The organism is Hyphomicrobium sp. ghe19, assembly GCF_902712875.1.
Classification (GTDB): domain Bacteria; phylum Pseudomonadota; class Alphaproteobacteria; order Rhizobiales; family Hyphomicrobiaceae; genus Hyphomicrobium_B.
Genome location: NZ_LR743509.1, coordinates 1,218,695 through 1,239,737, shown reverse-complemented (window position 1 = coordinate 1,239,737; position 21,043 = coordinate 1,218,695). Strand labels below are relative to the sequence as shown.

The window sequence follows — 21,043 nt, the reverse complement described above, 5'->3', positions numbered from 1 at the left end:
CAGCTCGAAAACGGCTTGCTTGTGTGGATAGCGGGAAGCGATGCACTCCGACTGCCCTGTTGCGCCGGAGCCGCTTCCCTTCTATCAGCGCGTATGGCCAAAACGACCGCAGATCCGCTCCCGCCAGTTGCCCGCATCCCAGCCGCCGACATCGCGAGCTATGTTGACCGCATGCGCGCGGGCGAACGCCGCGCCATCGCAACGGTGATCACCGAGCTCGAGCGGCTGTCTGAAGCCGCGCCCGGCCTGCTTCAGGCACTGCAGCCCCATCTCGGACATGCGCTCGTCGTCGGCTTTACAGGCCCGCCGGGCGCCGGAAAATCGACGCTCGTCAACGCCGTCATCGCGCATCTGAGACAGCACGGACGGACCGTCGGCGTCATCGCCGTCGATCCGTCGAGCCCGATCTCGGGCGGCGCCATACTCGGCGATCGCATCCGCATGACGGCGGCATTGGATGACGACGGCGTCTTCGTACGCTCACTCGCGTCGCGCGGTTATCTCGGCGGCTTGTCACCCGCAGCCGTCCGCATCATCGACGCACTCGACGGCGCGGGCTTCGATATCGTGCTGCTGGAAACCGTCGGCACCGGACAGAACGAAGTCGACGTCGCGGAAGTTGCCGATATTCGCGTCGTCATCGCCGCGCCTGGAATGGGTGATGACATTCAGGCGATGAAGTCCGGCCTTTTGGAAATCGCCGACATCATCGTCGTCAACAAAGCCGATCGCCCCGGCGCTGAACAAACGATGCAGCAACTTGTCGGCGCGCTGTCCATCCGCGCGATGGCAGCTGAAAAAGTCCCCGTGCTGAAGACGAGCGCGTTGAGCGGCGATGGCGTTCCCGCACTCGTCGAAGCGTTCGACGAACTCGGCACGCGCGTCGCAGCCGATGGCGCAATCAAGAGAAGGCGTCGCAGGGCTCGCTATTTGATCGCCCGCGCGGCCGCCGACATCGTCGCCGCACGCATCAAGTCCGGTGGCAAGGAAGGCCTCGATCCGCTCGCGGATGCCGTTCTCTCGGGCACGATGACGCCGGACAAGGCAGCACGCCGCTTGCTCGAATAGTGAATCGGGCCATCTCGGCAACAATCCGCGCCCGATCTTTACTTTTTCCACAGGCTCGTTTCGCAGCACACGCATCAATTTGCTAAAGCGTCCCGTATCGAATTTTCCGATTTCGAGACGGGGGTAAATGAACATGCGACGAGGCGCACTCGCCGGGTTGGCGACAGTAGCGATCATGGCTTCGGTCGGTCAGGCCGCAGCCGACAATCTCACTGGCATCGAACTGCGCGGGCTACTCGCTGGACGGACGATTTACATCTCCGCGCCGTTCGGATCGGTTCCCATACGCTACAATCCCGGTGGCACGATGAGCGCCAAATCAAAAGCGATGGCCGTCCTGTCTGGCGGCATCAGCGAAGACCGCGGAACCTGGCGCATTTCCGGCAACCAGTTCTGCCAGCGCTGGAACCTCTGGCAGGCTGGCCGCGAGCAATGCTTCTCCGTCACGCGCACAGGCTCGACGCTTCGTTGGGCCAGCAACGACGGCATGACCGGAACCGCGCACTAAGTATTTTTCGTCATCCTCGAACGCGTGAGCGCAGCGATGCGCGTTCGGGGATCCAGCGTAAGTAGTGCCGAAGGCACGATACTGAGTCTGCGACGAGTCTAACGCTGGATCCCCGGCCACCGACGCGGCCTTGCCGCGCTCGGCCGAGGATGACGACTAAAGCCACCTGCGCCGCTTGAAATAGAGATACGGCAGGATCGCCGATACGACCATCATGCCCAGCGCGAACGGATAGCCGAGGCCCCACCGGAGTTCAGGAATATCCGCGAAGTTCATGCCGTAGATGGAAGCGACGAGCGTCGGCGGCAGAAACACCACCGCCGCGACCGAGAAGATCTTGATGATCTGGTTCTGCTGCAGATTGATGAGCCCGAGCGTCGCGTCGAGCAGGAAATTGACTTTGCTTGACAGGAACGTCGCCTGATCCGTCAACGCGACCACGTCCCGATACAAAACCTTGCTGCGCGCCTTCGCGTCCTTCGTGACCTTCTTGTCCTGCTGATCGACGCTGGTGTGATAGGTCAGCACGCGGTTGATGCTGACGAGACTTTCGCGGACCTTGGTCAACAGATCGCCGTCCTGACCGATCCTCTCGATCGCCGCCTGCAGGTCGTCGCTGGAAGGTGATGCCTTTTCCTTCCCCTTCCCGCCTTTACGAAAGACTTGCCGCGAAACTTGATCGATCCCCGTCCCGACGCGCTCGAGAGCATCCGCCATACGATCGAGCAGCGCTTCGATCAGGCCCATCATGATCTGCTCGCCGTTCCCGACCGGCACCGCATTGGAACGCTGCGCGCGCACGACGAAATTGGCGAAGGCCTTGGGTTCCGCATAGCGAACGGTCACGAGCGTGGTGCCCTTGAGCACGAACGTGATCGGCGTGTTGATCGGCTCGTCGCTTTCAAGCTGAGACGCCGCCGTCAGCGTCATGAACTCGGCGCCGTCTTCCTGATAGAGGCGGGCGGAGACTTCGATCTCCTGCATCTCCTCCCGCGTCGGCAGCGAAATTCCGAGCAGCTGCTCGACGTAGCGGTTGTCCTGGGGAGCCGGATTGTAGAGATCGATCCAAAACGGAAGATCGATCACCCCAGCATCGACCTCAATACCTTCCTGCGCCAAAACGAGATGCGAATTTTCGCGGCGATAGCTGCGCAGCATGTAGAGCCCTTCCGTTCACGGCCGCCGCGCAGCCGTCCAAGCGGCCTGTATCAGGCGAGCTGGCGGGATACGGGCGAAATCGAAGTATCGCTTCGACTGTCGCAGTCCATTTGTGTTGATCCTCGTATCCGGGCCGACGGAAGAGCAGGCATGCTTTCAGGCGACCGCGGTCGGGCGGGAACCTACTCTCGCGCTTTGTCTTTTTCCAGGGGGATCTTGAGGGTTAATCGGCCTATGCCACCGCGAGCCGGCTGTGCCTGATGGAATACGCGAAGTAGATGACGAGCCCGAGCGCCAGCCAGACGATGAAACGCAGGTGCGTTTCGAACGGCAGGAACGCGATCAGCGCGCCGCAGGAAAGGATGCCGAGCACAGGAATGATGAGGCCGCCTGGCATCTTGAAGGGCCGCGGCAGATCCGGATGCGACATCCTGAGCGCGATCACGCCGGCGCACACGAGGACGAACGCCGCAAGCGTCCCGATGTTCACGAGTTCGGCAAGAATGCCGAGCGGCAGGAAGCCGGCCATGATGGCCATGACGAAGCCGACGATCACCGTCGTGCGAACGGGCGTGTGCGTACGGCGGTTCACCACGGAAAAATATGGCGGGAGCAGTCCATCTCGCGACACGCCGACGATGATGCGCGTCAGGGCGTAGTAGAGGACGAGCATGACGGTCGTCAGCCCCGTGATGACGCCTGCGGCGACCAACGCCGAAGCCCAGTTGTACCCGATCTTTTGAAGCGCGAACGCAACGGGCGAGGACACATTGAGTTCGGTGTAATTGACGATGCCGGTCAGCACGCCCGAAACGACGATGTAGATGATCGTGCAGAAGATCAGCGAGCCTACGAGGCCTCGCGGCACGTCACGTTGCGGGTCCCGGGCCTCTTCGACCGCAGTCGATACCGCATCGAAGCCGACGTAGGCGAAGAAGACGAGCGACGCACCCGCCAGAATGCCGACCGGCCGGCCTTCCGCATTGTGGTCGAACCAGCCGAACGGCGCGAACGGCGTCCAGTTCTCTGGGTGGATATTGAAAATCGCGACGGCCAGAAAAATCGCGATCGTCCCAAGCTTCACCGCGACCATCGCCGCATTGACCCGCGCCGTCTCCTTCACCCCGATGATCAGCATGATCATCAACAGGAAGACGATGCCGAACGCAGGAAGGTTCACGATCCCGCCCGCAAAGGGTCCCTTCGTGAGCTCCGGCGGCAGCCCGACGCCGACGGCCGTCAGCGCGTTGTTGAAATAGCCCGACCAGCCATTGGCGACAGCCGCAACCGACACGCCATATTCCAGGATGAGGTCCCAGGCGATGATCCAGGCGATGAGTTCACCGAAGGCCGCGTAACTGTAGCCGTAGGCGCTGCCGCAACCGCCGACGCTGGAAGCAAGTTCGGCATAGGACAGTGCCGCAAATCCGCACGCCAATCCCGCGACGACGAAGGACATCACGACGGCTGGGCCGGACTGCGTTGCCGCAGCTACCCCGGTCAGGACGAAAATACCGGTTCCGATGATCGCGCCGATGCCCAGCAGCGTCAGATCGAGCGCGCTCAAGACCCGCTTCATGCCGAAGTCCGAGTCGTCGTAGGCGACAGACTTCTTACGAAAGAGATCGGCCATGCGCGGCTCCCTCATGATCTGGACGTCTTTGGTCACAGGACATTTTGGCGCTGGATGACCTTCCCTGCTCGGACGGCAATTCCCCCGCCGCCACGCCCGTCAGGACTCCACACGCTTCTTTGCGACCTTCGCCCAGCCGTTTCCCGATGTCTAGGATGCCGTTGCCAAAAAATGTTGCCCGCCCACTTGTTAGGCAGAGCGCCGCGAAACAGCGACGCCGGTTTGCTGAGCAGATCAGCACGAGCCCTTGCCCGGCGCACCTAAACCCGATAGCGAGTCAAAAAACGAGGGGCTGCACCAGCTCGGTTCATCGTGCCGAATTAAGTTGCCAAGCTCAGCGAGCCAGTTCGGCGGACCAGTTCAGCGAGCCAGTCGAAGCGAGATGGAGTACGACGATGTCTGACGACGCCGTAGTCGCCCAAACCGGGCCCTATCAGGTCGATCTCACAGAGGGCCAGGAATATTGGTATTGCCGCTGCGGCAGGTCCAAGACCCAGCCCTTTTGCGACGGCTCGCACGAAGGCACGTCCTTTGAACCGATGCGGTTCGTCCCGGACCACACGGGCACCTTTAACCTCTGTGGCTGCAAGGCGACCGACGACGAACCCTATTGCGACGGCACCCATAACGTCTTGTAACAACCGAGCAACAACAGGTGGCCTCTCCGGCACCTTGCGGAGAAGGCTGAGCGCTTCCGCCACATAAAAAAAAGGCCGCCTCGCGCCAGATTGCGCAAGCCGACCTGATGACACCAAGGCCAATGAGATGAGGCTGAAATGCCGGTATTCCCGGCTTTTCTATTCAGCGGAATTAGAGGCCCAGGATTAGCGACCCTGAGAAGCGAGCATGCATTCCGTCATTAGCCGTCTTTCCAGCTTCGTTAATACGTCCGGAATATCCCGCCCTGAATCCCGAAACTCTGTGATTCGCTCTTTCACAAGCGCGTAGCATTGGCGCGGATCGTCTTCCGATTGTTCCATCTGATGGACCAATTCAGCCAGTTCCCCGCTGCCCATCTGTTGCGACATGTTCTTCAAGTCTCCCGCTGTGGTTTTCATCGTGGAGTTCGAACGGGGGTCCAATGTTGCCACCCGGGAAGAGCTCCTCGACTCACTTACATCCTTGGGTATTTCTATGTAGGCCCACCCGTACGCGAATAGAATGCGCTAATTCGAACGTAGACCGACGAATTTTGCGAGTGTGGCGGAACTGCCCTGAATAATACCTGAACAAAAAACAGAAATGCCCCGCCTCGTAATGGAGAAACTACGCCAGCTGTTCGTGGCGATTAACTGGCGAGAATTAGAATATCGCTTCACGAATTGTTGCAAAAGCGTTGGGTGCAGAGCAGCAAAACACTCCTGCTTAAGCGAAGTCTTGCTACCTAGCCTCGAAATAGGCTCCGGCGATTGATGCGCAGTGGCCCGTCTGCTACGCCTCCCGCGTTGCATCAAGGATTTAGCTCTATGATACCCCGCTATTCACGACCCGAGATGACGCGCATCTGGGAGCCCGAAACACGTTTCCGCATCTGGTTCGAGATCGAAGCTCACGCCGCGACCGCCAGCGCCCAAATCGGCATAATCCCCGAGGCTGCGGCAAAAAACATCTGGGAAAAAGGTTCGGCCGCGACCTTCGACGTCGCCCGCATTGATGAGATAGAGGCGGTTACGAAACACGATGTGATCGCCTTTTTGACGCACCTCGCCGAGCACGTCGGCCCGGACGCACGCTTCATCCATCAGGGAATGACCTCGTCCGACGTGCTGGACACTTGCTTGAACGTCCAATTGGTGCGCGCCGCCGATCTTTTGATAGCGGACCTCGACCGCCTTCTCGCCGCTCTCAAGACCCGCGCGTTCGAATATAAGGATGCGATCACCATAGGTCGCAGCCACGGCATCCATGCCGAGCCGACCACCTTCGGCGTCAAGCTCGCCTACGCCTATGCGGAATTCGAGCGCGCGCGCGAGCGCATGATCGCCGCCCGGAAGGAAGTCGCGACGTGCGCCATCTCTGGCGCGGTCGGAACCTTCGCCAACGTCGATCCACGGATCGAGGAATACGTCGCCGAGAAGATGGGGCTCGTTCCCGAACCCGTGTCGACGCAAATCATTCCGCGCGACCGTCACGCGATGTACTTCGCCACACTCGGCGTCGTCGCCTCGAGCATCGAGCGCCTCGCAACCGAGATCCGCCATCTGCAGCGGACGGAAGTGCTCGAAGCGGAAGAATATTTCTCGCCGGGCCAGAAGGGCTCGTCGGCGATGCCGCACAAGCGCAACCCCGTGCTCTCGGAAAACCTGACGGGTCTCGCCCGGATGGTTCGCGCCTACGCGCTCCCCGCCATGGAAAATGTCGCCCTCTGGCACGAACGGGACATCTCGCATTCAAGCGTCGAGCGGATGATCGGACCTGACGCGACGGTAACGCTCGACTTTGCCTTGGCGCGCCTCGCCGGCGTCATCGAAAAGCTGGTCGTCTATCCGGAGACGATGAAGCGGAACATGGAAAAGCTCGGCGGCTTGCACAATTCCCAGCGCGTGTTGCTGGCTTTGACCCAGGCTGGCGTCAGCCGCGAGGACGCCTACGCGCTCGTCCAGCGCAACGCCATGAAGACGTGGGAATTGGGCAAGGATTTCTTGACCGAGCTCAAGTCCGACAAGGACGTGACCGCCAAGGTGCCCGCCGCAGCACTCGAGGCGATGTTCGACATCGACTATCACACCGCCCACGTCGACACGATTTTCCGGCGCGTCTTCGGCAGCGCCTGAACCCGTCCGTCGACACCGTCACCGATGTGTAACGAAACTGACGTGCCACTGCCATCTCGACTGCCGATAGGCTTCCGATCGAGATATGTCGGGGTGGTGGGATGTCGGCGCCGGGCTTTGCTTTCGGGACGGAAGAGCGCCACGACGGTGATGCGGCTGAAGAACAGCCCGTCATCGGCGCTATCAGCCTGATCAAGTGCGCCCTCGCTGTTGGCGCCCTTGCGTTCGCGGTATTCAGCGTGGCGCCCGGAATAGACCTCGCGATCGCGCGTCTCTTCTACGCCGGAAACGGCCAGTTCATCGGCAACCAGCTGGCTATGTTCGGAATGCTGCGCTTCACCTTCAGCGGCCTGTTCTATCTGACGTGCGCGGTGACCGCCGTCGGCCTGGTCATCACCGCGCGGACTGCCGCCAAATGGCTCGGCTTGGGGCTACGGAAATGGCTCTTCATTGCCGTCTGCCTCCTGACCGGCCCCCTGGTCGTCGCCAACATAGGCTTCAAGGATCATTGGGGCCGCGCCCGCCCCCGAGACGTCGTCGAATTTGCAGGCAGCAAGGCATTCACCGCGCCCTTCCCTGCCTCGAACCAGTGCAATTACAATTGCTCGTTCGTTTCGGGAGAGGCCTCGTCCGTGTTCATGGTGCTGTTTGTTGCTGCACTGCTGTTCAAATCCCTGTCGCGCAACTTTGTCACACTGGGCATCCTGCTCGGCGGCCTCGCCGGTCTGACGCGAATGGCTCAAGGCGGACATTTTCTATCCGACGTCATCTTCGCCGGCGTGCTGATGGCGTTGACCGGTGCAAGCTTGCAACTCCTTTTCGACACATTGGAGTCCGAGCGTAAAAATTCAATCGAACCGAGTTCGGCGTAAGTGACCGGCACGGTCGAATGCTGCTACGTGACATCCGGAAAGCGGAAGTCCAACCGAGCCTCGGGCGGAAAGCTTTGAGTCCGATGGGAATAATGATGGCGGCAGAGCCGCAGGCCGAGTTCGGTACGCGAGAAAAAAGCCGGAACGTCGCGTTGCTTCTCTGGGGCGCCGCGATCGTCGGTGTCATCGCCGGCATCGTCTTCACCGCGTTCCCGGAAATCGACATGAAGACGGCGGCGCTTTTCTATGAAGGCAACGGCGTTTTCTCCGGCAAAGGCGGTGGCGGCATCTTTTACGGTAAGTCGTCGACCGCAGCCGACCTCATCCGTTTTGTGCTCTTTCTGGCTTTCGTCGGCGTCGGTATCGTCACCGCTTGTGGACTAGCCACGACCGTCCTTCGCGGTCGCGCGTTTCTCGGTTTCACTGCCCCGAAATGGCTCTTTCTGGCCGCGTGCCTCGTCATCGGACCGGGCGTCGTCAGTAACGCCGTCCTGAAAGATAACTGGGGTCGCGCGCGGCCCGTTCACCTCGCCGATTTCGGCGGCAACAAAACATATTCACCCCCGCTTTTCCCATCCAATCAGTGCGAGAAGAATTGTTCGTTCGTCGCGGGTGAGGCATCGATGGCCTACGCAACGTTCTTCGCCGCTGCATTTCTCTTCGCGGGGCTGGGCACCAGACTCATTTGCGCCGGCGTCCTCGCGGGGCTGTTCTCGGGCGCGGTGCGCATGTCGCAAGGCGCGCATTTTCTATCCGACGTTGTCTTTGCGGGCGTGGTCATGGCCGCAACCGTGGCCGCCATCTACCTGCTGTTCGATCTCATTGCGCGGACAGGCGGCGGAACCGATCCAGCGACCGGACCGCCAAACCCGCTGGCCCGATGGTGCTCATGGTAACGTCCGAACTTGAAGCCGGATCTCAAAACTCCGATACCGTGATCTCACCCTCCGTATCGCGTGGCGTGATCGCCAATTCCCGGCCGCGCCTCTCCGTCATCGTGCCGACCTATTGCGAAGCGGGCAACATCGCCGCCATGATCGCGGCTCTCGATGCGTCCCTCACCGGCATCAGGTGGGAAGTCATCTTCGTCGACGACGACAGCCCCGATGGCACGATGCGCGTCATCCGGTCTCTCGGCGAAAGCGACGACCGCGTGCGCGCCATGCGCAGAGTTGGCCGCCGTGGTTTGGCGGGCGCCGTGATCGAAGGGATGCTCGCGTCCGGTGCCGACATCGTGGCTGTCGTCGATGCCGATCTCCAGCACGATGAAAAACTGCTCCCGCGCATGTTGAGCGAGATTGAAAGCGGCGAAGCCGACCTCGTCATCGGCACGCGCTACAGCCAGTCGGGCGAAGCCCGCGACGGCTTTTCGACCGCTCGCCGCCTATCGAGCGAGCTTGCAACGCGCCTCTCGAACCTCCTCCTCCGGACGAACGTCAGCGATCCGATGAGCGGCTTCTTCATGATCAGACGGGAACTCGTCGACACGATCGCTCCGAACCTTTCCCCTGGCGGATTCAAACTGCTGCTCGACATTCTGGCGTCCGCGCCTGCCGGCATCCGCGTCCGCGAGATACCTTACGTGTTCCGCCCGCGCCGGGTCGGAAAGTCGAAGCTCGACGGCCTCGTGATTGCCGATTTCGTGGGTCTGCTCCTGTCCAAGCTCGCGGGCAATTGGGTGCCTCCGCGGTTCTTTCTGTTCGCGCTTGTCGGAACGCTGGGCCTCGTCATCCACCTCTTCGCGCTCAGAAGCGCCATCGTCATTGCCGACGCGAGCTTCAATACGGCCCAGATCTTCGCGTCTTTCGTTGCCATGACGTTCAACTTCTTCCTGAACAACGTGCTGACGTTCCGCGATCGCCGCCTCAGCGGTTTCCAGGCGATCAAAGGCCTGCTGATCTTCTATGCCGTGTGCAGCGTCGGCGCGCTCGCCAACATCGGCGTCGCCGATCTCGTCTATAGCCACGACACGACATGGTGGCGTGCCGGCATCGCAGGCGCACTGATGGCGGCCGTCTTCAATTACGCGGTCAGCTCTGCATTCACCTGGCGCCGATGACGGCTAGCCTCATCACCCCCGAAGCGGCAACCCGGCCTGCGAGCCCCAAACCCGCGCATTCAAAGCCGCCGCTCGACAACCGGACAGCCAACAGCATCCTTCTGGCAGCCGTCCTCGCGCTCACCGCCATTCGCCTCGCGCTCGCAAGCGCCATCGGGCTCGTCGATGACGAAGCCTATTATCGGATCTGGTCGCTTGGCGCCTCGCTCTCCTATCTCGATCACCCGCCGATGGTCGCGTGGATCATCGGCGCCGGCCGCGCGCTTGCCGGAGATACGTATCTCGGCATTCGCCTCCTCGCGCCGCTCATCGTCGCGCTCGGCGCGGCTGTCCTTTGGCGAACGGCATATCTCCTCTACGGACCGGAAATCGCGAGGCGCGCGGTTTGGATCATGCTGGCGATGCCGCTGCTCGCGGTCGGCGGCATCATCGTCACGCCGGATCTGCCTTCGGTGCTTTTCGCGGGGCTCGTCGTCTGGGCGCTCGCAGAACTCGACCGGAGCCAGAATGCCAAATGGTGGCTGGCCATCGGCCTGTTCGCAGGCCTCGGCTTTCTGTCGAAATATACGAACTTGTTTCTCGGCGGCACGATCCTGGTCTGGCTGATCGCGGCGCCCGAGAACCGCAAATGGTTCCGCGCCCCCGAACTTTGGATCGGCGGCGTCATCGCGGGCATCGTCGCGAGCCCCGTATTCATCTGGAACGCACAACACGACTGGGCGTCCTTCACGAAGCAATTCGGTCGCGTCGCACATAGCGGCTCGGGCGGACTGAACTACCTCCTCGAATTCATCGGCACATTCATCGCGCTTGCGAGCCCGGTGATCGCCGTTCTCGCCATTTGGGGCCTCGTCAAGGTCACGCGCGCGGCATACGTCAGCCGCGGCCGGAGCCGCCCCGATGTGCTGCTGGCATCGGCCATCCTCCCGATGCTGATCTACTTTACCGCTCACGCGCTGCACGACCGCGTGCAGGGCAATTGGCCCGCACCGCTCTATCCCTCTCTCGCGATCTGCGCGGCGCTCGCACTCGATGCCGTGGCACCCAAATGGCGGCTCACGACATTCCTCGCAGCCCTCGGCCTTGGCTTCACGATGACGGCCGGCATCTACGCCCACGCGCTTCATCCATTGGTGGCGGCCGCGAAGGACCCGACCGAACAGATGCGCGGCTGGCCTGCGTTCGCTGACGCCATCGAATCAAAGCGCCGCGAGGCGGGTGCCGGGTGGGTCGCGACGTCGAGCTACGCGACGACCGGCCAGATTGCGATGGGGCTCAAGGGAAGAAGCGAAGTCGCGCAGCTCGATCAGCGCATTCGCTATGAATTTCTGGCGCCGCTTCCGGCGTCGGTGCTCGCCAAACCTGCTCTCTACGTCGAACTCGAGAGACGCCTCGATCTCCCTCTGATGCGCGAGAAATTCCGCAAGATCGAACCGCTCGGAACGCTGACACGCGCTAACGGCAGCCCCAACGGCGCGACGTACGTCGTCTACCTGCTCTCCGATCCGCCCGCGCCGCCGCTGTGACGCGGCGACGTTCGACGGACGTAAGCGCCGGCGAACCGGATGGTTACGGCCGCCGGCACTGAGACCCAAAACCTACGCGGCTTCCTTGTTAAGACGGGTTTCGGCAAGCTTCGTCAGCTTGTCGTCGGCGCCGTACTCTTCCTTCAAGGTCTTCTCCAGGATCGTCACGACGTCCTTGTGGCCCAACAGCTTGGCCCACGAGACGAGCGTGCCGTAGCGGGTGATCTCGTAATGCTCTGCCGCCTGACCGGCGGCGATCATCGCCGCGTCGCGCGTATCGGGATCCTTGATCTCCGTCATCAGCTCTTCGCCTTCTTCGAGAATGCCCTTGATGGCCGGACACTCGGTTGCCTTGGGCTTTCGGCCGAGAGCTTTGAACACTTCATCGAGACGGGCGATCTGCTCTTTCGTCTCTTCGGCGTGTGTCGTGAAAAGCTTGGCGAGCTGCGGCGAATCCGCGGTCTTTGCCATCTTCGGCAGCGCCTTAACGAGCTTGTTCTCGGCGTAGTAAATATCTTCCAGCGTGTGGTTGAACAGGTCTTCCAGGTTTGTGATTTTCATGTGGAGCGTCTCCTCAGACTGCGGACAGTGCGTACTCGCCAACGCCCCGCCCCGCCTGCGGTTCCATCTTGCAAAGCTCCGCCGCATAGCAGCCCTCAGGCCGCTCTCCGCGGAAAATCGGGTTCAATAAAACCGCGGCCTTCCACTCTTGACGCTCTGCCGCTCTTCCCTCAATCGGCGCTGTCGGTTAATCAGATTTCCGCATGAAAACATCGGAAGTCGACATTCTCATCGTACCCGGCTGGCAGGACTCCGGCCCCGACCACTGGCAGAGTCGCTGGGAACGAAACCTTAGAACGGCGCGCCGGGTCATCCAGCAGGACTGGGATAATCCCGACGTCGAGACCTGGGGCGACCGCATGGCGAAATTCGCGGGCGGCGCAACGCAGCCCGTCGTGGTCGTCGCTCATTCGGTCGGTGTAGCCGCCGTTGCCCTTGCAGCCGACAAGCTGAAGCGGAACCGCGTCATCGGCGCGTTCCTTGTCGCGCCCGCCGATCTCGATCATGCCCATTTCTGGCCCGACACCGGAGGCCAGCGCTGGCCGCCAGAGAAAGGCACGCGCGGTTTTGAAACGATGCCGGAACGGCGTTTGCCGTTTCCTTCGCACGTCGTCGTCGCGAACAATGATCTCTATTGCAGCTTTGCGCGGGCCGAACATCTCGCCGGAAAATGGGGCGCCACGTTGAGCGACGCGGGCGAAAGCGGCCATATCAATATAGAGTCCGGCCACGGTCCATGGCCGGAAGGGCTGCTGCAGTTTGGTCAGTTTTTGAAGAAGCTCGGATAAAATTGCGTCGCGCCCGGCGGCCGGCTCCGCGGAGCGGAGTCGCCGGGCGCAACAAAAACCTTCAGCTCTTCGCCGATTCGATGTCGCTCACGGCCTTCGCCAAGGCTTCCGACATGAAGGCGCGGATCTCGGTGTCCGAAACAGCGATGCCCTTCGCCTCTAGATCGCCTTTCACCTTCCGGAAGACATCGTCATCACCCGCCTCGACGAGATCGGCTTTGCGAACTTCCTTCACGTAAGCTTCGAGCGCGTCTCCTGCGAGACCGAGCTTTGCACCGGCCCACTCCGCAATCGCCTTGTTGCGACGAGATTCGGCGCGGAAGCGCAGATCTTCGTCATGGGCAAACTTGCTCTCGTATCCCCGCTCGCGGTTGTCGAAAGTCGTCATGGTTCATCTCCTCGTCCGGGCTGCCAGCCGGTGTGGACTTTTGGTTGTATCGACAGCGATTGCACGCTGTGCGGGTAGTGCAGACGTTCGCCAAACGCATATCTAAGGCCAGGGTTACCGCGCGCCCTGAGCTAAATCAACGGCTTGGCTGCCGGTCACCATAAGAGGTGCTGCGGCTCATGGTCTACATTGTGTCGCCCCCCTCCTTCGGCTAGTGTCCGCCCAAGACATCCGAGCGCGAAAGGTGCGCCGCTTCTTTCCCGACATGAAGAAAACACGTTGGAAATTCAAGGCGTCAGCGTCCGTGTACGAACTCGTGAAAAGATCCGTGTATCGCAATGAGTGAGAGCAAGCTGTTGATCCTCAGAGGTCCAGGAATGAACAAGCGTCGGCGAATTTACGAGGGCAAAGCAAAGGTCCTCTATGAGGGTCCCGAACCGGGCACCCTCATTCAACACTTCAAGGACGACGCAACCGCCTTCAACGCAAAGAAACATGCGTTGATCGAGGGCAAGGGCGTTCTGAACAATCGTATCTCCGAGTACATTTTTACCAAACTCGGCGAGATCGGCGTGCCTACACATTTCATCAAGCGTCTCAACATGCGCGAGCAGTTGATCCGCGAGGTCGAGATCGTGCCGCTCGAAGTCGTCGTGCGCAACGTTGCTGCTGGCTCGTTGTCGACGCGCCTCGGCCTTGAAGAAGGCTCGCAGCTTCCGCGCTCGATCATCGAGTTCTATTACAAGAAGGACGACCTGAACGATCCGATGGTCTCGGAAGAGCACATCACGGCGTTCGGTTGGGCAACGCCGCAAGAGATCGACGAGATCATGCAGCTCGCGCTGCGGATCAACGACTTCTTGGTCGGTCTTTTCCTCGGCATCGGCATCCGCCTCGTCGACTTCAAGGTTGAGTTCGGCCGCCTCTACGACAACGAGCAGATCCGCCTCGTCCTCGCTGACGAGATCAGCCCTGACTGCTGCCGCCTGTGGGACATTCAGTCGGGCGACAAGCTCGACAAGGACCGCTTCCGGCGGGATCTCGGCGGCGTTCTCGAAGCCTATCAGGAAGTGGCTCGCCGCCTCGGCGTCCTGACCGAGACACCGCGTCCGCGCGGTGCGGGTCCGGTACTCGTCGCCTCGAACACACCTCTCAACGGTCCGGTCACGCCCGTAAACGGCAAGCCGAACTAACGAACTGACACTCTGTTCTCTCTCCCTGCTTCGCGCGGGGAGAGAGAATAAAGGACGCCATGAAAGCCCACATCAAAATCACATTGAAGAACGGCGTGCTCGATCCCCAGGGCAAAGCCATCGAAGGCGCAGTCAAGGGATTAGGCATCACGGGCGTCGGTGACGTCCGTCAGGGCAAGTACATCGAGGTCGATCTTGCCGAGAGCGACCCGGCGAAGGCGAAAGCCATCGTCGAGCAGATGTGCAAGGACCTGCTGGCCAACACGGTCATCGAGAACTACAGCTACGAAATCGGTTGAGCGATGGCGCCAAGGTCGCGGATAGCGCTTGCCTTGGTCGCGCTCTGGCCTTGGCCTGCGCTCGCTGAGCCCGCTCCCCCGCCGCCCGATCTCGATTGCAAAATCGGGTTCGAGGCGCTCCGCAACTGGGCCACTTGGCTTCCCGGAGCCGAACGGCAAAGCGCAGGCGGCAAGAACGTCATCGCAGTCGCGGTGCCGGACGTGTGGCGCGTCGAGATCTCCTTCACCGAGCCGGGCCAAGTCGGCCACCCGGCGGTCGTCCTGCGCAAGTTCGTGAAGCAGGTGACGGGCGTGTGGACGGCCCAGAGTAAGGCCTGCGGCTATGGCGATCAGGCTCAGTTTGGGGACCTGATGGCTAGCATGAAGGCAATGGACAAGACTCTGACCGACGCTTCGCGCGACGAAGTCGAGCGGAAAGTGATAGAACTCTCGCCCTTGGGCGGAACGCCCTGAATGAAGACTGGGACAGCGCTGCAGGTGGACACCGAAGCCGAGTCCCACTACTTATCGTTATCCTTCATATCTTGGATCTGTCCGAATGCTCCGCGCTTCCGTCATCGTTTTCCCGGGATCGAACTGCGATCGTGACGTCCAGACCGCGATTGAGCGGGTGACGGGCTTCGCCCCGAAGATGATCTGGCATGGCGACGCCAGCGTTCCCTCCTCCGATGTCATCGTGCTGCCCGGCGGCTTCTCCTACGGCGACTATCTTCGCTGCGGCGCAATGGCCGCGCATTCGCCGATCATGAAGGATGTCGTCGCCAAGGCGAACGCCGGCACGCCCGTCATCGGTATTTGCAACGGCTTCCAGATCCTCTGCGAGTCGGGCTTGCTTCCCGGCGCACTTCTTCGCAATGCATCGCTGCACTTCATCTGCCGCGACGTGTTCCTGAAGGTCGAGAACGATCAGACGTTCTTCACGAAGTGCTATCGCAAAGGCGAAGTGATCAAGGTTCCGATCGCGCACGGTGAAGGCAATTACTTTGCCGACAGCGAAACGCTCGACCGGCTCGAAGGCGAAGGCCGCGTGGCTTTCCGCTATGCCAACGAGGCAGGTGAAACGACGCCCGAGAGCTGCCCGAACGGCGCCCAGCGCAACATCGCGGGCATCGTCAACGAGACGGGCCGCGTGCTCGGCATGATGCCCCATCCCGAACGCCTCTACGAAAAAGCCCTCGGCGGCACGGACGGCCGTCGCGTCTTCGAAAGCATGCTGCTCTCCACGCTCGAAGCCGCCGCCTGATCGAGTAGTCGCGCGAGGATCGCACACACTCCGTCATGCCGGCGGAGGCCGGCACCCAGTTCAGCGACCCACAATCGTCATGTTGATGTCCGGCTGCATCCCGGCCTGCGCCGGGATGACTGATGTCATCCTCGGCTTTATGCCGAGGATCCATCGTGCAGCAGCACCCGTTTGATGAATGGATCCTCGGGCCGAGCCCGAGGATGACAACTTTGCGCTACGCCGCTCCATTGTGATCATTTCGTGGCATTTGCGATTACCCTCTTGGCCGCCGCGGCCACCCTTCCCATCTGATTGATGATTGCGGGGCCGGGCCCCTCTGGCAGCGCCATAACGGTGCTGCGATGTCGGACCGCATCGGGTGTGCCCGGTGCTGACTCGAATTGCCCCGGACATACCTCCAGTTCGATCCGGAGGAAAATTCATGTCCCGACGTTTTATGACTCTTCTCGAACGCATCAGCCGCGTTCGTGAAATGATCGAGCGCGAGCAGCGGTCGAACGCAGCGAGCCCCGTACGGCTCATCCGCATGAAGCAGCTCTATCTCAGCCTTTCCGAGAAGCTTCGCGGGCTGACGAAGCAGCAGCTCATCAGGATGGCATCGGCGCCGCGCTTTAGGTCCGAACGGATCTTCCACTCCGCGCACTCGGCCCCGGCCTATCCGGGCCGCTGGTAACGTCCTGCGAGCAAGCAACAAAAAAGGGGCCCTTGAGGCCCCTTTTCCATGCAGTCGAACAATCCGCTCAGCGGATGTTCCCGCGCCGCTGATATTTGTGAGAGTCTGCATACGCAGAACTCATCGAGCTAAATACAGCGAACACGAAGGCCTTCATAACATCACCTGTCTGGAGCTAACCGGCTGGGCTCAATCCCAAACCGGGTCCCGGGATAAGGCTCCCGGGTCGCCTCTTCTACGGTGTAGATATGTGATCCGCGTGACGTTCGCCAGGGGGCAAATGGCAGGTCTCTTATGCGCGCCGCACAATACACGGAAAACAATAAAATCGTTTGCAATTACATAGCGTTAGCAGATCGAAAAAAAGAGGGCGGGAGTTGTAGCCCCCGCCCCAACTCGATCAGTTTGCAAGCGTGGACTTGAAACCGGCGAGGAACTCTTCTGATTTATTTCGCAACTGCGCTATACGCGAACTGCTGAACGGGTTGTATGGTCATCGTTGACGCGCCGGTGGCACATGCGAACGCAACCGATCCTTTCAGAGCGTCGACCTGCGCCGATGTGCCTTCCCGAACCGTCAAATTGACTCGCACCGGCTCCGACGCCGACTTGTCGGATTCGGAATAAGGATCCGCCAACATGAGCGTCAGATGGCAGGAACCGCCGGCATTCTTGTAATAGCCAACCGCACGCTTCTGCCCGACCGCCAATGTGATGCCCTTAAGCGGCTCAACGCGATACCCGGTTGCCTCGTCAGCAGACGATACGTTGGCACCAGGCAGCAAAGCCAAGCCCGAGAGAAGCACAATGCCCGTAAGTTTTGCGGAAAGTGTCATGACAGGATCTCCACTGTCCAAGAGCGTCCGAGTTCAAATCCGCGCACAATTGTCTGGACGTGACGTCGTCGCTGGAGACCACAGATAAGGTACTGACTCCCCGCAAAAAATCCCCAGACTGCGCAATTCCGAACTGCGAGTTTTGCAGCGCGGAACGGTCACAGCCCGGACGGGTAGGACGGAAAGTGCCACATCCAACGCGCGCAGAAGAATTGTCAAATTCGAAATCGCGGAGTTGCGATGTGCCTTACGCCCACCAGATAAATCGCGTCCCCTCCGCCTTCGCGCACCACGCTTCCCGAGAGGAATGGCGATGAAAAATATCGCGGTCCTGATTTGCTCAGGCCTCGTTTCCAACTCGCCCGCAGTCGCCGGAGAAAAGAGCAAGAGATCGCCGGCATGAATGCCTGGCTCGCCAAGCATTAGAAGTAATAGCTGCGCATCGTCACCGCCCGGCGCTGAGCGGCCGCGTGCCTCCAATCCGCGCAAAATTCGGATCAAATGCGAGGGTCCAGATTTCAAGATCCCCAACGCGGGTAAGATAGCGCTGTGAGCTTCCAGCGTCTTGTGCTCGAAAGGAAGGCTCATGAAAAAATTCACAGCTATGAAAAACTTCACAGCTCTGACTTGCCTGGGCCTCGCTCCCGTTCCGCGCGCCATGACTGCGGAAAGGGTGAAAAAAGACAAAGCCCTCAAAATGGATACGGCAGCCGCCATTACGGCGCCGCCTGCCGCAAGCGCACTGGCCACCGCGATCTACAAAATGGACGAGGCGATGCACGCGTTGACCTACACGGGCAATCCCGACATCGACTTCGTCAGCAATCTGATTCCGCACCACCAAGGCGCGTTGGACATGGCCAGGGCGGAACTCGAGTACGGCACCGATCCCAAAATCAGGAAGCTGGCTCAGAGCATCATCAGGTCCCAGGACAAGCAGATCGCCGAGATACGGGGCTGGCTCGCCAGGCACAGCCAGGCCGTGAACCGGGTCAACTGAGGCCGATAGGCCCTCTTATCGTTGGATTTTTAGCCGGAAAGGCCAAATGAAACGGCTGACCGCCGATAGGGCTGGGCGGCCGCCTCACCTCCCGCTATGAGGGCGCTGGCGTTATCGCGACGTTTGGCCGTTGGGCCTGCCCGACCGCGAAGGCGACAAACCGTTCCCGAGCCCATATAAGCGGACGCAATCCGAGCGCCCGACGAGATCCTTATGACCGATACGACTACGCGAAAGATCACCCCTCAAGTCGTTGCCGAGCACGGCCTCAAGCCTGACGAATACGAGCGATTGCTCGAAATTCTCGGCCGCGAGCCGCTGATCTGCGAGCTTGGCATCTTTTCGGTGATGTGGAGCGAGCACTGCTCGTATAAATCCTCGCGCGTGTGGCTGAAAACCCTGCCGACGAGCGGCCCGAAAGTGATCCAGGGCCCCGGCGAGAACGCGGGCGTCGTCGATCTCGGAGATGGCGATGCCGTCGTCTTCAAGATGGAAAGCCACAACCACCCATCCTACATCGAGCCGTTCCAGGGCGCGGCGACCGGCGTCGGCGGCATCATGCGCGACGTCTTCACGATGGGCGCACGGCCCGTCGCCAACATGAACGCGCTGCGCTTCGGCGCGCCGGACCATCCAAAAACCCGCCACCTCGTCGGCGGCGTCGTCGCCGGCATCGCGCACTACGGCAACTGCACCGGCGTTCCGACCATTGGCGGCGAGACGAACTTCGACGAAGGCTACAACAACAACATCCTCGTCAACGCCATGTGCGTCGGCCTCGCGAAGACGGACAAGATTTTCTATTCGGCCGCGAAGGGCGTCGGTCTGCCGGTCGTCTACGTCGGCTCGAAAACGGGCCGCGACGGCATCCACGGCGCCACGATGGCCTCCGCCGAGTTCGACGAGAAGAGCGATGAGAAGCGCCCGACCGTTCAAGTCGGCGACCCCTTCACCGAAAAACTGCTGATCGAAGCCTGCCTCGAACTGATGGCGACGGACAGTATCATCGCCATCCAGGATATGGGCGCGGCCGGCCTCACCTCGTCGACATCGGAAATGGCCGACAAGGGCGGCGTCGGCATCGAACTCGATCTCGATCTCGTTCCCCAGCGCGAAACCGGCATGACCGCTTACGAGATGATGCTCTCGGAAAGCCAAGAGCGCATGCTGATGATCCTGAAGCCCGAGCGCCAGGAAGAGGCGAAAGCCATCTTCACCAAATGGGGCCTCGACTTCGCCGTCATCGGCCAGACGACCGACACCCAGCGCATGGTCATCAAGCACAAGGGCAAGATCGAAGCCGATCTTCCCGTGCCTGTGCTCGCGAACTCCGCGCCGATGTACAAGCGCCCCTACCTCGAGCCGAAGAAGCCTTCGAAAATTCTCCCCGAATGGGTGCCCGCGCCGAACTCGATCCTCGGCACGCTGAAGGATCTGATGGGCGGCCCCGCTCTCGCATCGCGCCGCTGGATCTGGGAACAGTACGACCACATGGTGATGGGCGACACGGTCGGCCGCCCGGGTGGCGACGCAGGCGTCGTCCGCGTCCATGGAACGAAGAAGGGCATCGCCGTCGCTTGTGACGTGACGCCCCGCTACGTCACCGCCGATCCCGAGGAAGGCACCAAGCAGGCCGTCGTCGAAACCTGGCGAAACCTGACGGCCGTCGGCGCCGACCCCCTCGCGATCACCGACAACATGAACTTCGCCAATCCTGAGCGGCCCGAGATCATGGGCCAGTTCGTGGCGAGCGTGCGCGGCATGGCCGAAGCCTGCACCGCGCTCGACTATCCGGTCGTCTCCGGCAACGTCTCGCTCTACAACGAAACGAACGGCGTCGGCATTCCCCCGACCCCTGCGATCGGCGGCGTCGGCCTCGTGCCGGATTGGACGAAGATCGCCGATATTCGCCTGAAGAGCGAAGGCAATATGTTGATCGTGATCGGCCGCGAGGAAGGACACCTCGGCCAGTCGCTCTATCAGAAGCATGCAACCGGCAAATTCGATGGCGCCCCGCCGCCCGTCGATCTCCAGGACGAGATCAAGGCCGGACGCCTGATCCGCACGCTGATCCGCGAAGGCCGCGTCCTTGCCGTTCACGATTGCGCCGACGGTGGCCTTCTCGTTGCCGTCGCCGAGATGGCGCTCGCAGGCGCCAACAACGGCCTCGGCGTCGAACTCTATCCCTATGAAGGCAAGCTCCCGGCACACGCCATCTGGTTCGGCGAAGACCAGGGCCGCTACGTCGTGGAAGTGACGCCGCAGAAGGCCGAGGAAGTCTTGGAGCGCGCACGCCTTCTCGAATTGCCCGCACGCATCGTCGGCCGCGTCAGTGGCGATGCCATCGGCCTCAAGGGCGAGAAGCCCTTGCCACTATCGGAACTTCGCAGCGCGCACGAAGGCTTCCTGCCGAAGCTCATGCAGAGCGAGCTTGGCGTGTAAACACACGACGAAAAAGGCG

At 61.2% G+C, this 21,043-nt stretch carries 22 protein-coding genes; 16 read left to right on the top strand and 6 right to left on the bottom strand.

Annotated features, from left to right (window positions below; translation table 11 throughout):
- The first annotated feature begins 93 nt into the window (after positions 1-93).
- Positions 94-1,068: a methylmalonyl Co-A mutase-associated GTPase MeaB gene (meaB, locus tag AACL53_RS05875; protein WP_339083431.1), complete on the top strand. Its 975-nt coding sequence runs from the start codon at positions 94-96 to the stop codon at positions 1,066-1,068.
- Positions 1,069-1,195: 127 nt separating this feature from the next.
- On the top strand, positions 1,196-1,576 hold the full coding sequence (locus AACL53_RS05870) for a hypothetical protein (protein WP_339083429.1): 381 nt from the start codon (positions 1,196-1,198) through the stop codon (positions 1,574-1,576).
- Between the two features lie 156 nt (positions 1,577-1,732).
- On the opposite strand, the gene AACL53_RS05865 is transcribed toward AACL53_RS05870, so the two are convergent.
- The gene (locus tag AACL53_RS05865; RefSeq protein WP_339083427.1) at positions 1,733-2,734 is read right to left on the bottom strand and encodes a magnesium transporter CorA family protein; all 1,002 of its coding nucleotides are present in this window, start codon (positions 2,732-2,734) and stop codon (positions 1,733-1,735) included.
- Positions 2,735-2,966: 232 nt separating this feature from the next.
- Positions 2,967-4,367: an APC family permease gene (locus AACL53_RS05860; RefSeq protein WP_339083425.1), complete on the bottom strand. Its 1,401-nt coding sequence runs from the start codon at positions 4,365-4,367 to the stop codon at positions 2,967-2,969.
- A gap of 395 nt (positions 4,368-4,762) precedes the next feature.
- Here AACL53_RS05860 and AACL53_RS05855 point away from each other — a divergent pair, with 395 nt between their 5' ends.
- Positions 4,763-5,005 carry a CDGSH iron-sulfur domain-containing protein gene (locus AACL53_RS05855; protein ID WP_339083423.1) on the top strand — a complete coding sequence of 81 codons (243 nt, stop codon included), beginning with the start codon at positions 4,763-4,765 and terminating at the stop codon, positions 5,003-5,005.
- Between the two features lie 186 nt (positions 5,006-5,191).
- Here AACL53_RS05855 and AACL53_RS05850 read toward each other — a convergent pair whose 3' ends face one another.
- Positions 5,192-5,425, bottom strand: coding sequence for a hypothetical protein (locus AACL53_RS05850; protein WP_339083421.1), 234 nt, complete (start codon positions 5,423-5,425; stop codon positions 5,192-5,194).
- Between the two features lie 408 nt (positions 5,426-5,833).
- On the opposite strand from AACL53_RS05850, the gene purB reads away from it, so the two are divergent.
- The 5 genes from purB to AACL53_RS05825 all read left to right on the top strand — a co-directional run bounded on the left by purB (position 5,834) and on the right by AACL53_RS05825 (position 11,598).
- Positions 5,834-7,141 (top strand): adenylosuccinate lyase, encoded by a 1,308-nt coding sequence (gene purB, locus AACL53_RS05845; RefSeq protein ID WP_339083419.1) that lies wholly within the window; start codon positions 5,834-5,836, stop codon positions 7,139-7,141.
- A gap of 101 nt (positions 7,142-7,242) precedes the next feature.
- Positions 7,243-8,013, top strand: coding sequence for a phosphatase PAP2 family protein (locus AACL53_RS05840; RefSeq protein WP_339083417.1), 771 nt, complete (start codon positions 7,243-7,245; stop codon positions 8,011-8,013).
- A gap of 17 nt (positions 8,014-8,030) precedes the next feature.
- Positions 8,031-8,909, top strand: coding sequence for a phosphatase PAP2 family protein (locus AACL53_RS05835; RefSeq protein ID WP_339083415.1), 879 nt, complete (start codon positions 8,031-8,033; stop codon positions 8,907-8,909).
- A complete protein-coding gene (locus tag AACL53_RS05830; RefSeq protein ID WP_339083413.1) occupies positions 8,903-10,072 on the top strand; it encodes a glycosyltransferase family 2 protein in 1,170 nt (389 codons plus the stop codon). Before AACL53_RS05835 ends, AACL53_RS05830 begins: the two co-directional genes overlap by 7 nt.
- A complete protein-coding gene (locus AACL53_RS05825) occupies positions 10,069-11,598 on the top strand; it encodes a glycosyltransferase family 39 protein (RefSeq protein WP_339083411.1) in 1,530 nt (509 codons plus the stop codon). The genes AACL53_RS05830 and AACL53_RS05825 overlap by 4 nt, the downstream gene beginning before the upstream one ends.
- Before the next feature lie 72 nt (positions 11,599-11,670).
- Here the strand turns inward: AACL53_RS05825 and AACL53_RS05820 are convergent, their stop codons facing one another.
- Positions 11,671-12,159: a ferritin-like domain-containing protein gene (locus tag AACL53_RS05820; protein ID WP_339083409.1), complete on the bottom strand. Its 489-nt coding sequence runs from the start codon at positions 12,157-12,159 to the stop codon at positions 11,671-11,673.
- 203 nt (positions 12,160-12,362) lie between these two features.
- Here AACL53_RS05820 and AACL53_RS05815 point away from each other — a divergent pair, with 203 nt between their 5' ends.
- A complete protein-coding gene (locus AACL53_RS05815) occupies positions 12,363-12,947 on the top strand; it encodes an alpha/beta hydrolase (protein WP_339083407.1) in 585 nt (194 codons plus the stop codon).
- Positions 12,948-13,008: 61 nt separating this feature from the next.
- Here AACL53_RS05815 and AACL53_RS05810 read toward each other — a convergent pair whose 3' ends face one another.
- Entirely contained in the window at positions 13,009-13,335 is a 327-nt protein-coding gene (locus tag AACL53_RS05810) for a DUF1476 domain-containing protein (protein ID WP_339083405.1), read from the bottom strand.
- Between the two features lie 377 nt (positions 13,336-13,712).
- On the opposite strand from AACL53_RS05810, the gene purC reads away from it, so the two are divergent.
- From purC to AACL53_RS05785, 5 genes are all read left to right on the top strand, one after another.
- Positions 13,713-14,528 (top strand): phosphoribosylaminoimidazolesuccinocarboxamide synthase, encoded by an 816-nt coding sequence (purC, locus tag AACL53_RS05805; protein ID WP_339083403.1) that lies wholly within the window; start codon positions 13,713-13,715, stop codon positions 14,526-14,528.
- Positions 14,529-14,587: 59 nt separating this feature from the next.
- Positions 14,588-14,827, top strand: a complete 240-nt coding sequence (purS, locus tag AACL53_RS05800; RefSeq protein WP_092866429.1) for a phosphoribosylformylglycinamidine synthase subunit PurS — start codon at positions 14,588-14,590, stop codon at positions 14,825-14,827.
- Between the two features lie 3 nt (positions 14,828-14,830).
- Positions 14,831-15,280 (top strand): hypothetical protein, encoded by a 450-nt coding sequence (locus tag AACL53_RS05795; protein ID WP_339083398.1) that lies wholly within the window; start codon positions 14,831-14,833, stop codon positions 15,278-15,280.
- 85 nt (positions 15,281-15,365) lie between these two features.
- Positions 15,366-16,070 (top strand): phosphoribosylformylglycinamidine synthase subunit PurQ, encoded by a 705-nt coding sequence (purQ, locus tag AACL53_RS05790; RefSeq protein WP_339083396.1) that lies wholly within the window; start codon positions 15,366-15,368, stop codon positions 16,068-16,070.
- A gap of 424 nt (positions 16,071-16,494) precedes the next feature.
- Complete coding sequence (locus AACL53_RS05785; protein WP_339083394.1) at positions 16,495-16,746, top strand: hypothetical protein; 252 nt, start codon at positions 16,495-16,497, stop codon at positions 16,744-16,746.
- Positions 16,747-17,192: 446 nt separating this feature from the next.
- Here AACL53_RS05785 and AACL53_RS05780 read toward each other — a convergent pair whose 3' ends face one another.
- On the bottom strand, positions 17,193-17,582 hold the full coding sequence (locus AACL53_RS05780) for a hypothetical protein (RefSeq protein ID WP_339083392.1): 390 nt from the start codon (positions 17,580-17,582) through the stop codon (positions 17,193-17,195).
- A gap of 586 nt (positions 17,583-18,168) precedes the next feature.
- Between AACL53_RS05780 and AACL53_RS05775 the strand changes: the two genes are divergently transcribed.
- Complete coding sequence (locus tag AACL53_RS05775) at positions 18,169-18,582, top strand: DUF305 domain-containing protein (RefSeq protein WP_339083390.1); 414 nt, start codon at positions 18,169-18,171, stop codon at positions 18,580-18,582.
- A 213-nt stretch (positions 18,583-18,795) separates the two neighbouring features.
- Positions 18,796-21,024 (top strand): phosphoribosylformylglycinamidine synthase subunit PurL, encoded by a 2,229-nt coding sequence (gene purL / locus AACL53_RS05770; RefSeq protein ID WP_339083388.1) that lies wholly within the window; start codon positions 18,796-18,798, stop codon positions 21,022-21,024.
- The last annotated feature ends 19 nt before the right edge of the window (positions 21,025-21,043 follow it).

Coding starts and splice junctions, on each gene's coding strand:
- meaB (WP_339083431.1), top strand. CDS start 94: ATGGCCAAAACGACCGCAGATCCGCTCCCGCCAGTTGCCCGCATCCCA.
- AACL53_RS05870 (WP_339083429.1), top strand. CDS start 1,196: ATGAACATGCGACGAGGCGCACTCGCCGGGTTGGCGACAGTAGCGATC.
- AACL53_RS05865 (WP_339083427.1), bottom strand. CDS start 2,734: ATGCTGCGCAGCTATCGCCGCGAAAATTCGCATCTCGTTTTGGCGCAG.
- AACL53_RS05860 (WP_339083425.1), bottom strand. CDS start 4,367: ATGGCCGATCTCTTTCGTAAGAAGTCTGTCGCCTACGACGACTCGGAC.
- AACL53_RS05855 (WP_339083423.1), top strand. CDS start 4,763: ATGTCTGACGACGCCGTAGTCGCCCAAACCGGGCCCTATCAGGTCGAT.
- AACL53_RS05850 (WP_339083421.1), bottom strand. CDS start 5,425: ATGAAAACCACAGCGGGAGACTTGAAGAACATGTCGCAACAGATGGGC.
- purB (WP_339083419.1), top strand. CDS start 5,834: ATGATACCCCGCTATTCACGACCCGAGATGACGCGCATCTGGGAGCCC.
- AACL53_RS05840 (WP_339083417.1), top strand. CDS start 7,243: ATGTCGGCGCCGGGCTTTGCTTTCGGGACGGAAGAGCGCCACGACGGT.
- AACL53_RS05835 (WP_339083415.1), top strand. CDS start 8,031: ATGCTGCTACGTGACATCCGGAAAGCGGAAGTCCAACCGAGCCTCGGG.
- AACL53_RS05830 (WP_339083413.1), top strand. CDS start 8,903: ATGGTAACGTCCGAACTTGAAGCCGGATCTCAAAACTCCGATACCGTG.
- AACL53_RS05825 (WP_339083411.1), top strand. CDS start 10,069: ATGACGGCTAGCCTCATCACCCCCGAAGCGGCAACCCGGCCTGCGAGC.
- AACL53_RS05820 (WP_339083409.1), bottom strand. CDS start 12,159: ATGAAAATCACAAACCTGGAAGACCTGTTCAACCACACGCTGGAAGAT.
- AACL53_RS05815 (WP_339083407.1), top strand. CDS start 12,363: ATGAAAACATCGGAAGTCGACATTCTCATCGTACCCGGCTGGCAGGAC.
- AACL53_RS05810 (WP_339083405.1), bottom strand. CDS start 13,335: ATGACGACTTTCGACAACCGCGAGCGGGGATACGAGAGCAAGTTTGCC.
- purC (WP_339083403.1), top strand. CDS start 13,713: ATGAACAAGCGTCGGCGAATTTACGAGGGCAAAGCAAAGGTCCTCTAT.
- purS (WP_092866429.1), top strand. CDS start 14,588: ATGAAAGCCCACATCAAAATCACATTGAAGAACGGCGTGCTCGATCCC.
- AACL53_RS05795 (WP_339083398.1), top strand. CDS start 14,831: ATGGCGCCAAGGTCGCGGATAGCGCTTGCCTTGGTCGCGCTCTGGCCT.
- purQ (WP_339083396.1), top strand. CDS start 15,366: ATGCTCCGCGCTTCCGTCATCGTTTTCCCGGGATCGAACTGCGATCGT.
- AACL53_RS05785 (WP_339083394.1), top strand. CDS start 16,495: ATGTCCCGACGTTTTATGACTCTTCTCGAACGCATCAGCCGCGTTCGT.
- AACL53_RS05780 (WP_339083392.1), bottom strand. CDS start 17,582: ATGACACTTTCCGCAAAACTTACGGGCATTGTGCTTCTCTCGGGCTTG.
- AACL53_RS05775 (WP_339083390.1), top strand. CDS start 18,169: ATGAAAAAATTCACAGCTATGAAAAACTTCACAGCTCTGACTTGCCTG.
- purL (WP_339083388.1), top strand. CDS start 18,796: ATGACCGATACGACTACGCGAAAGATCACCCCTCAAGTCGTTGCCGAG.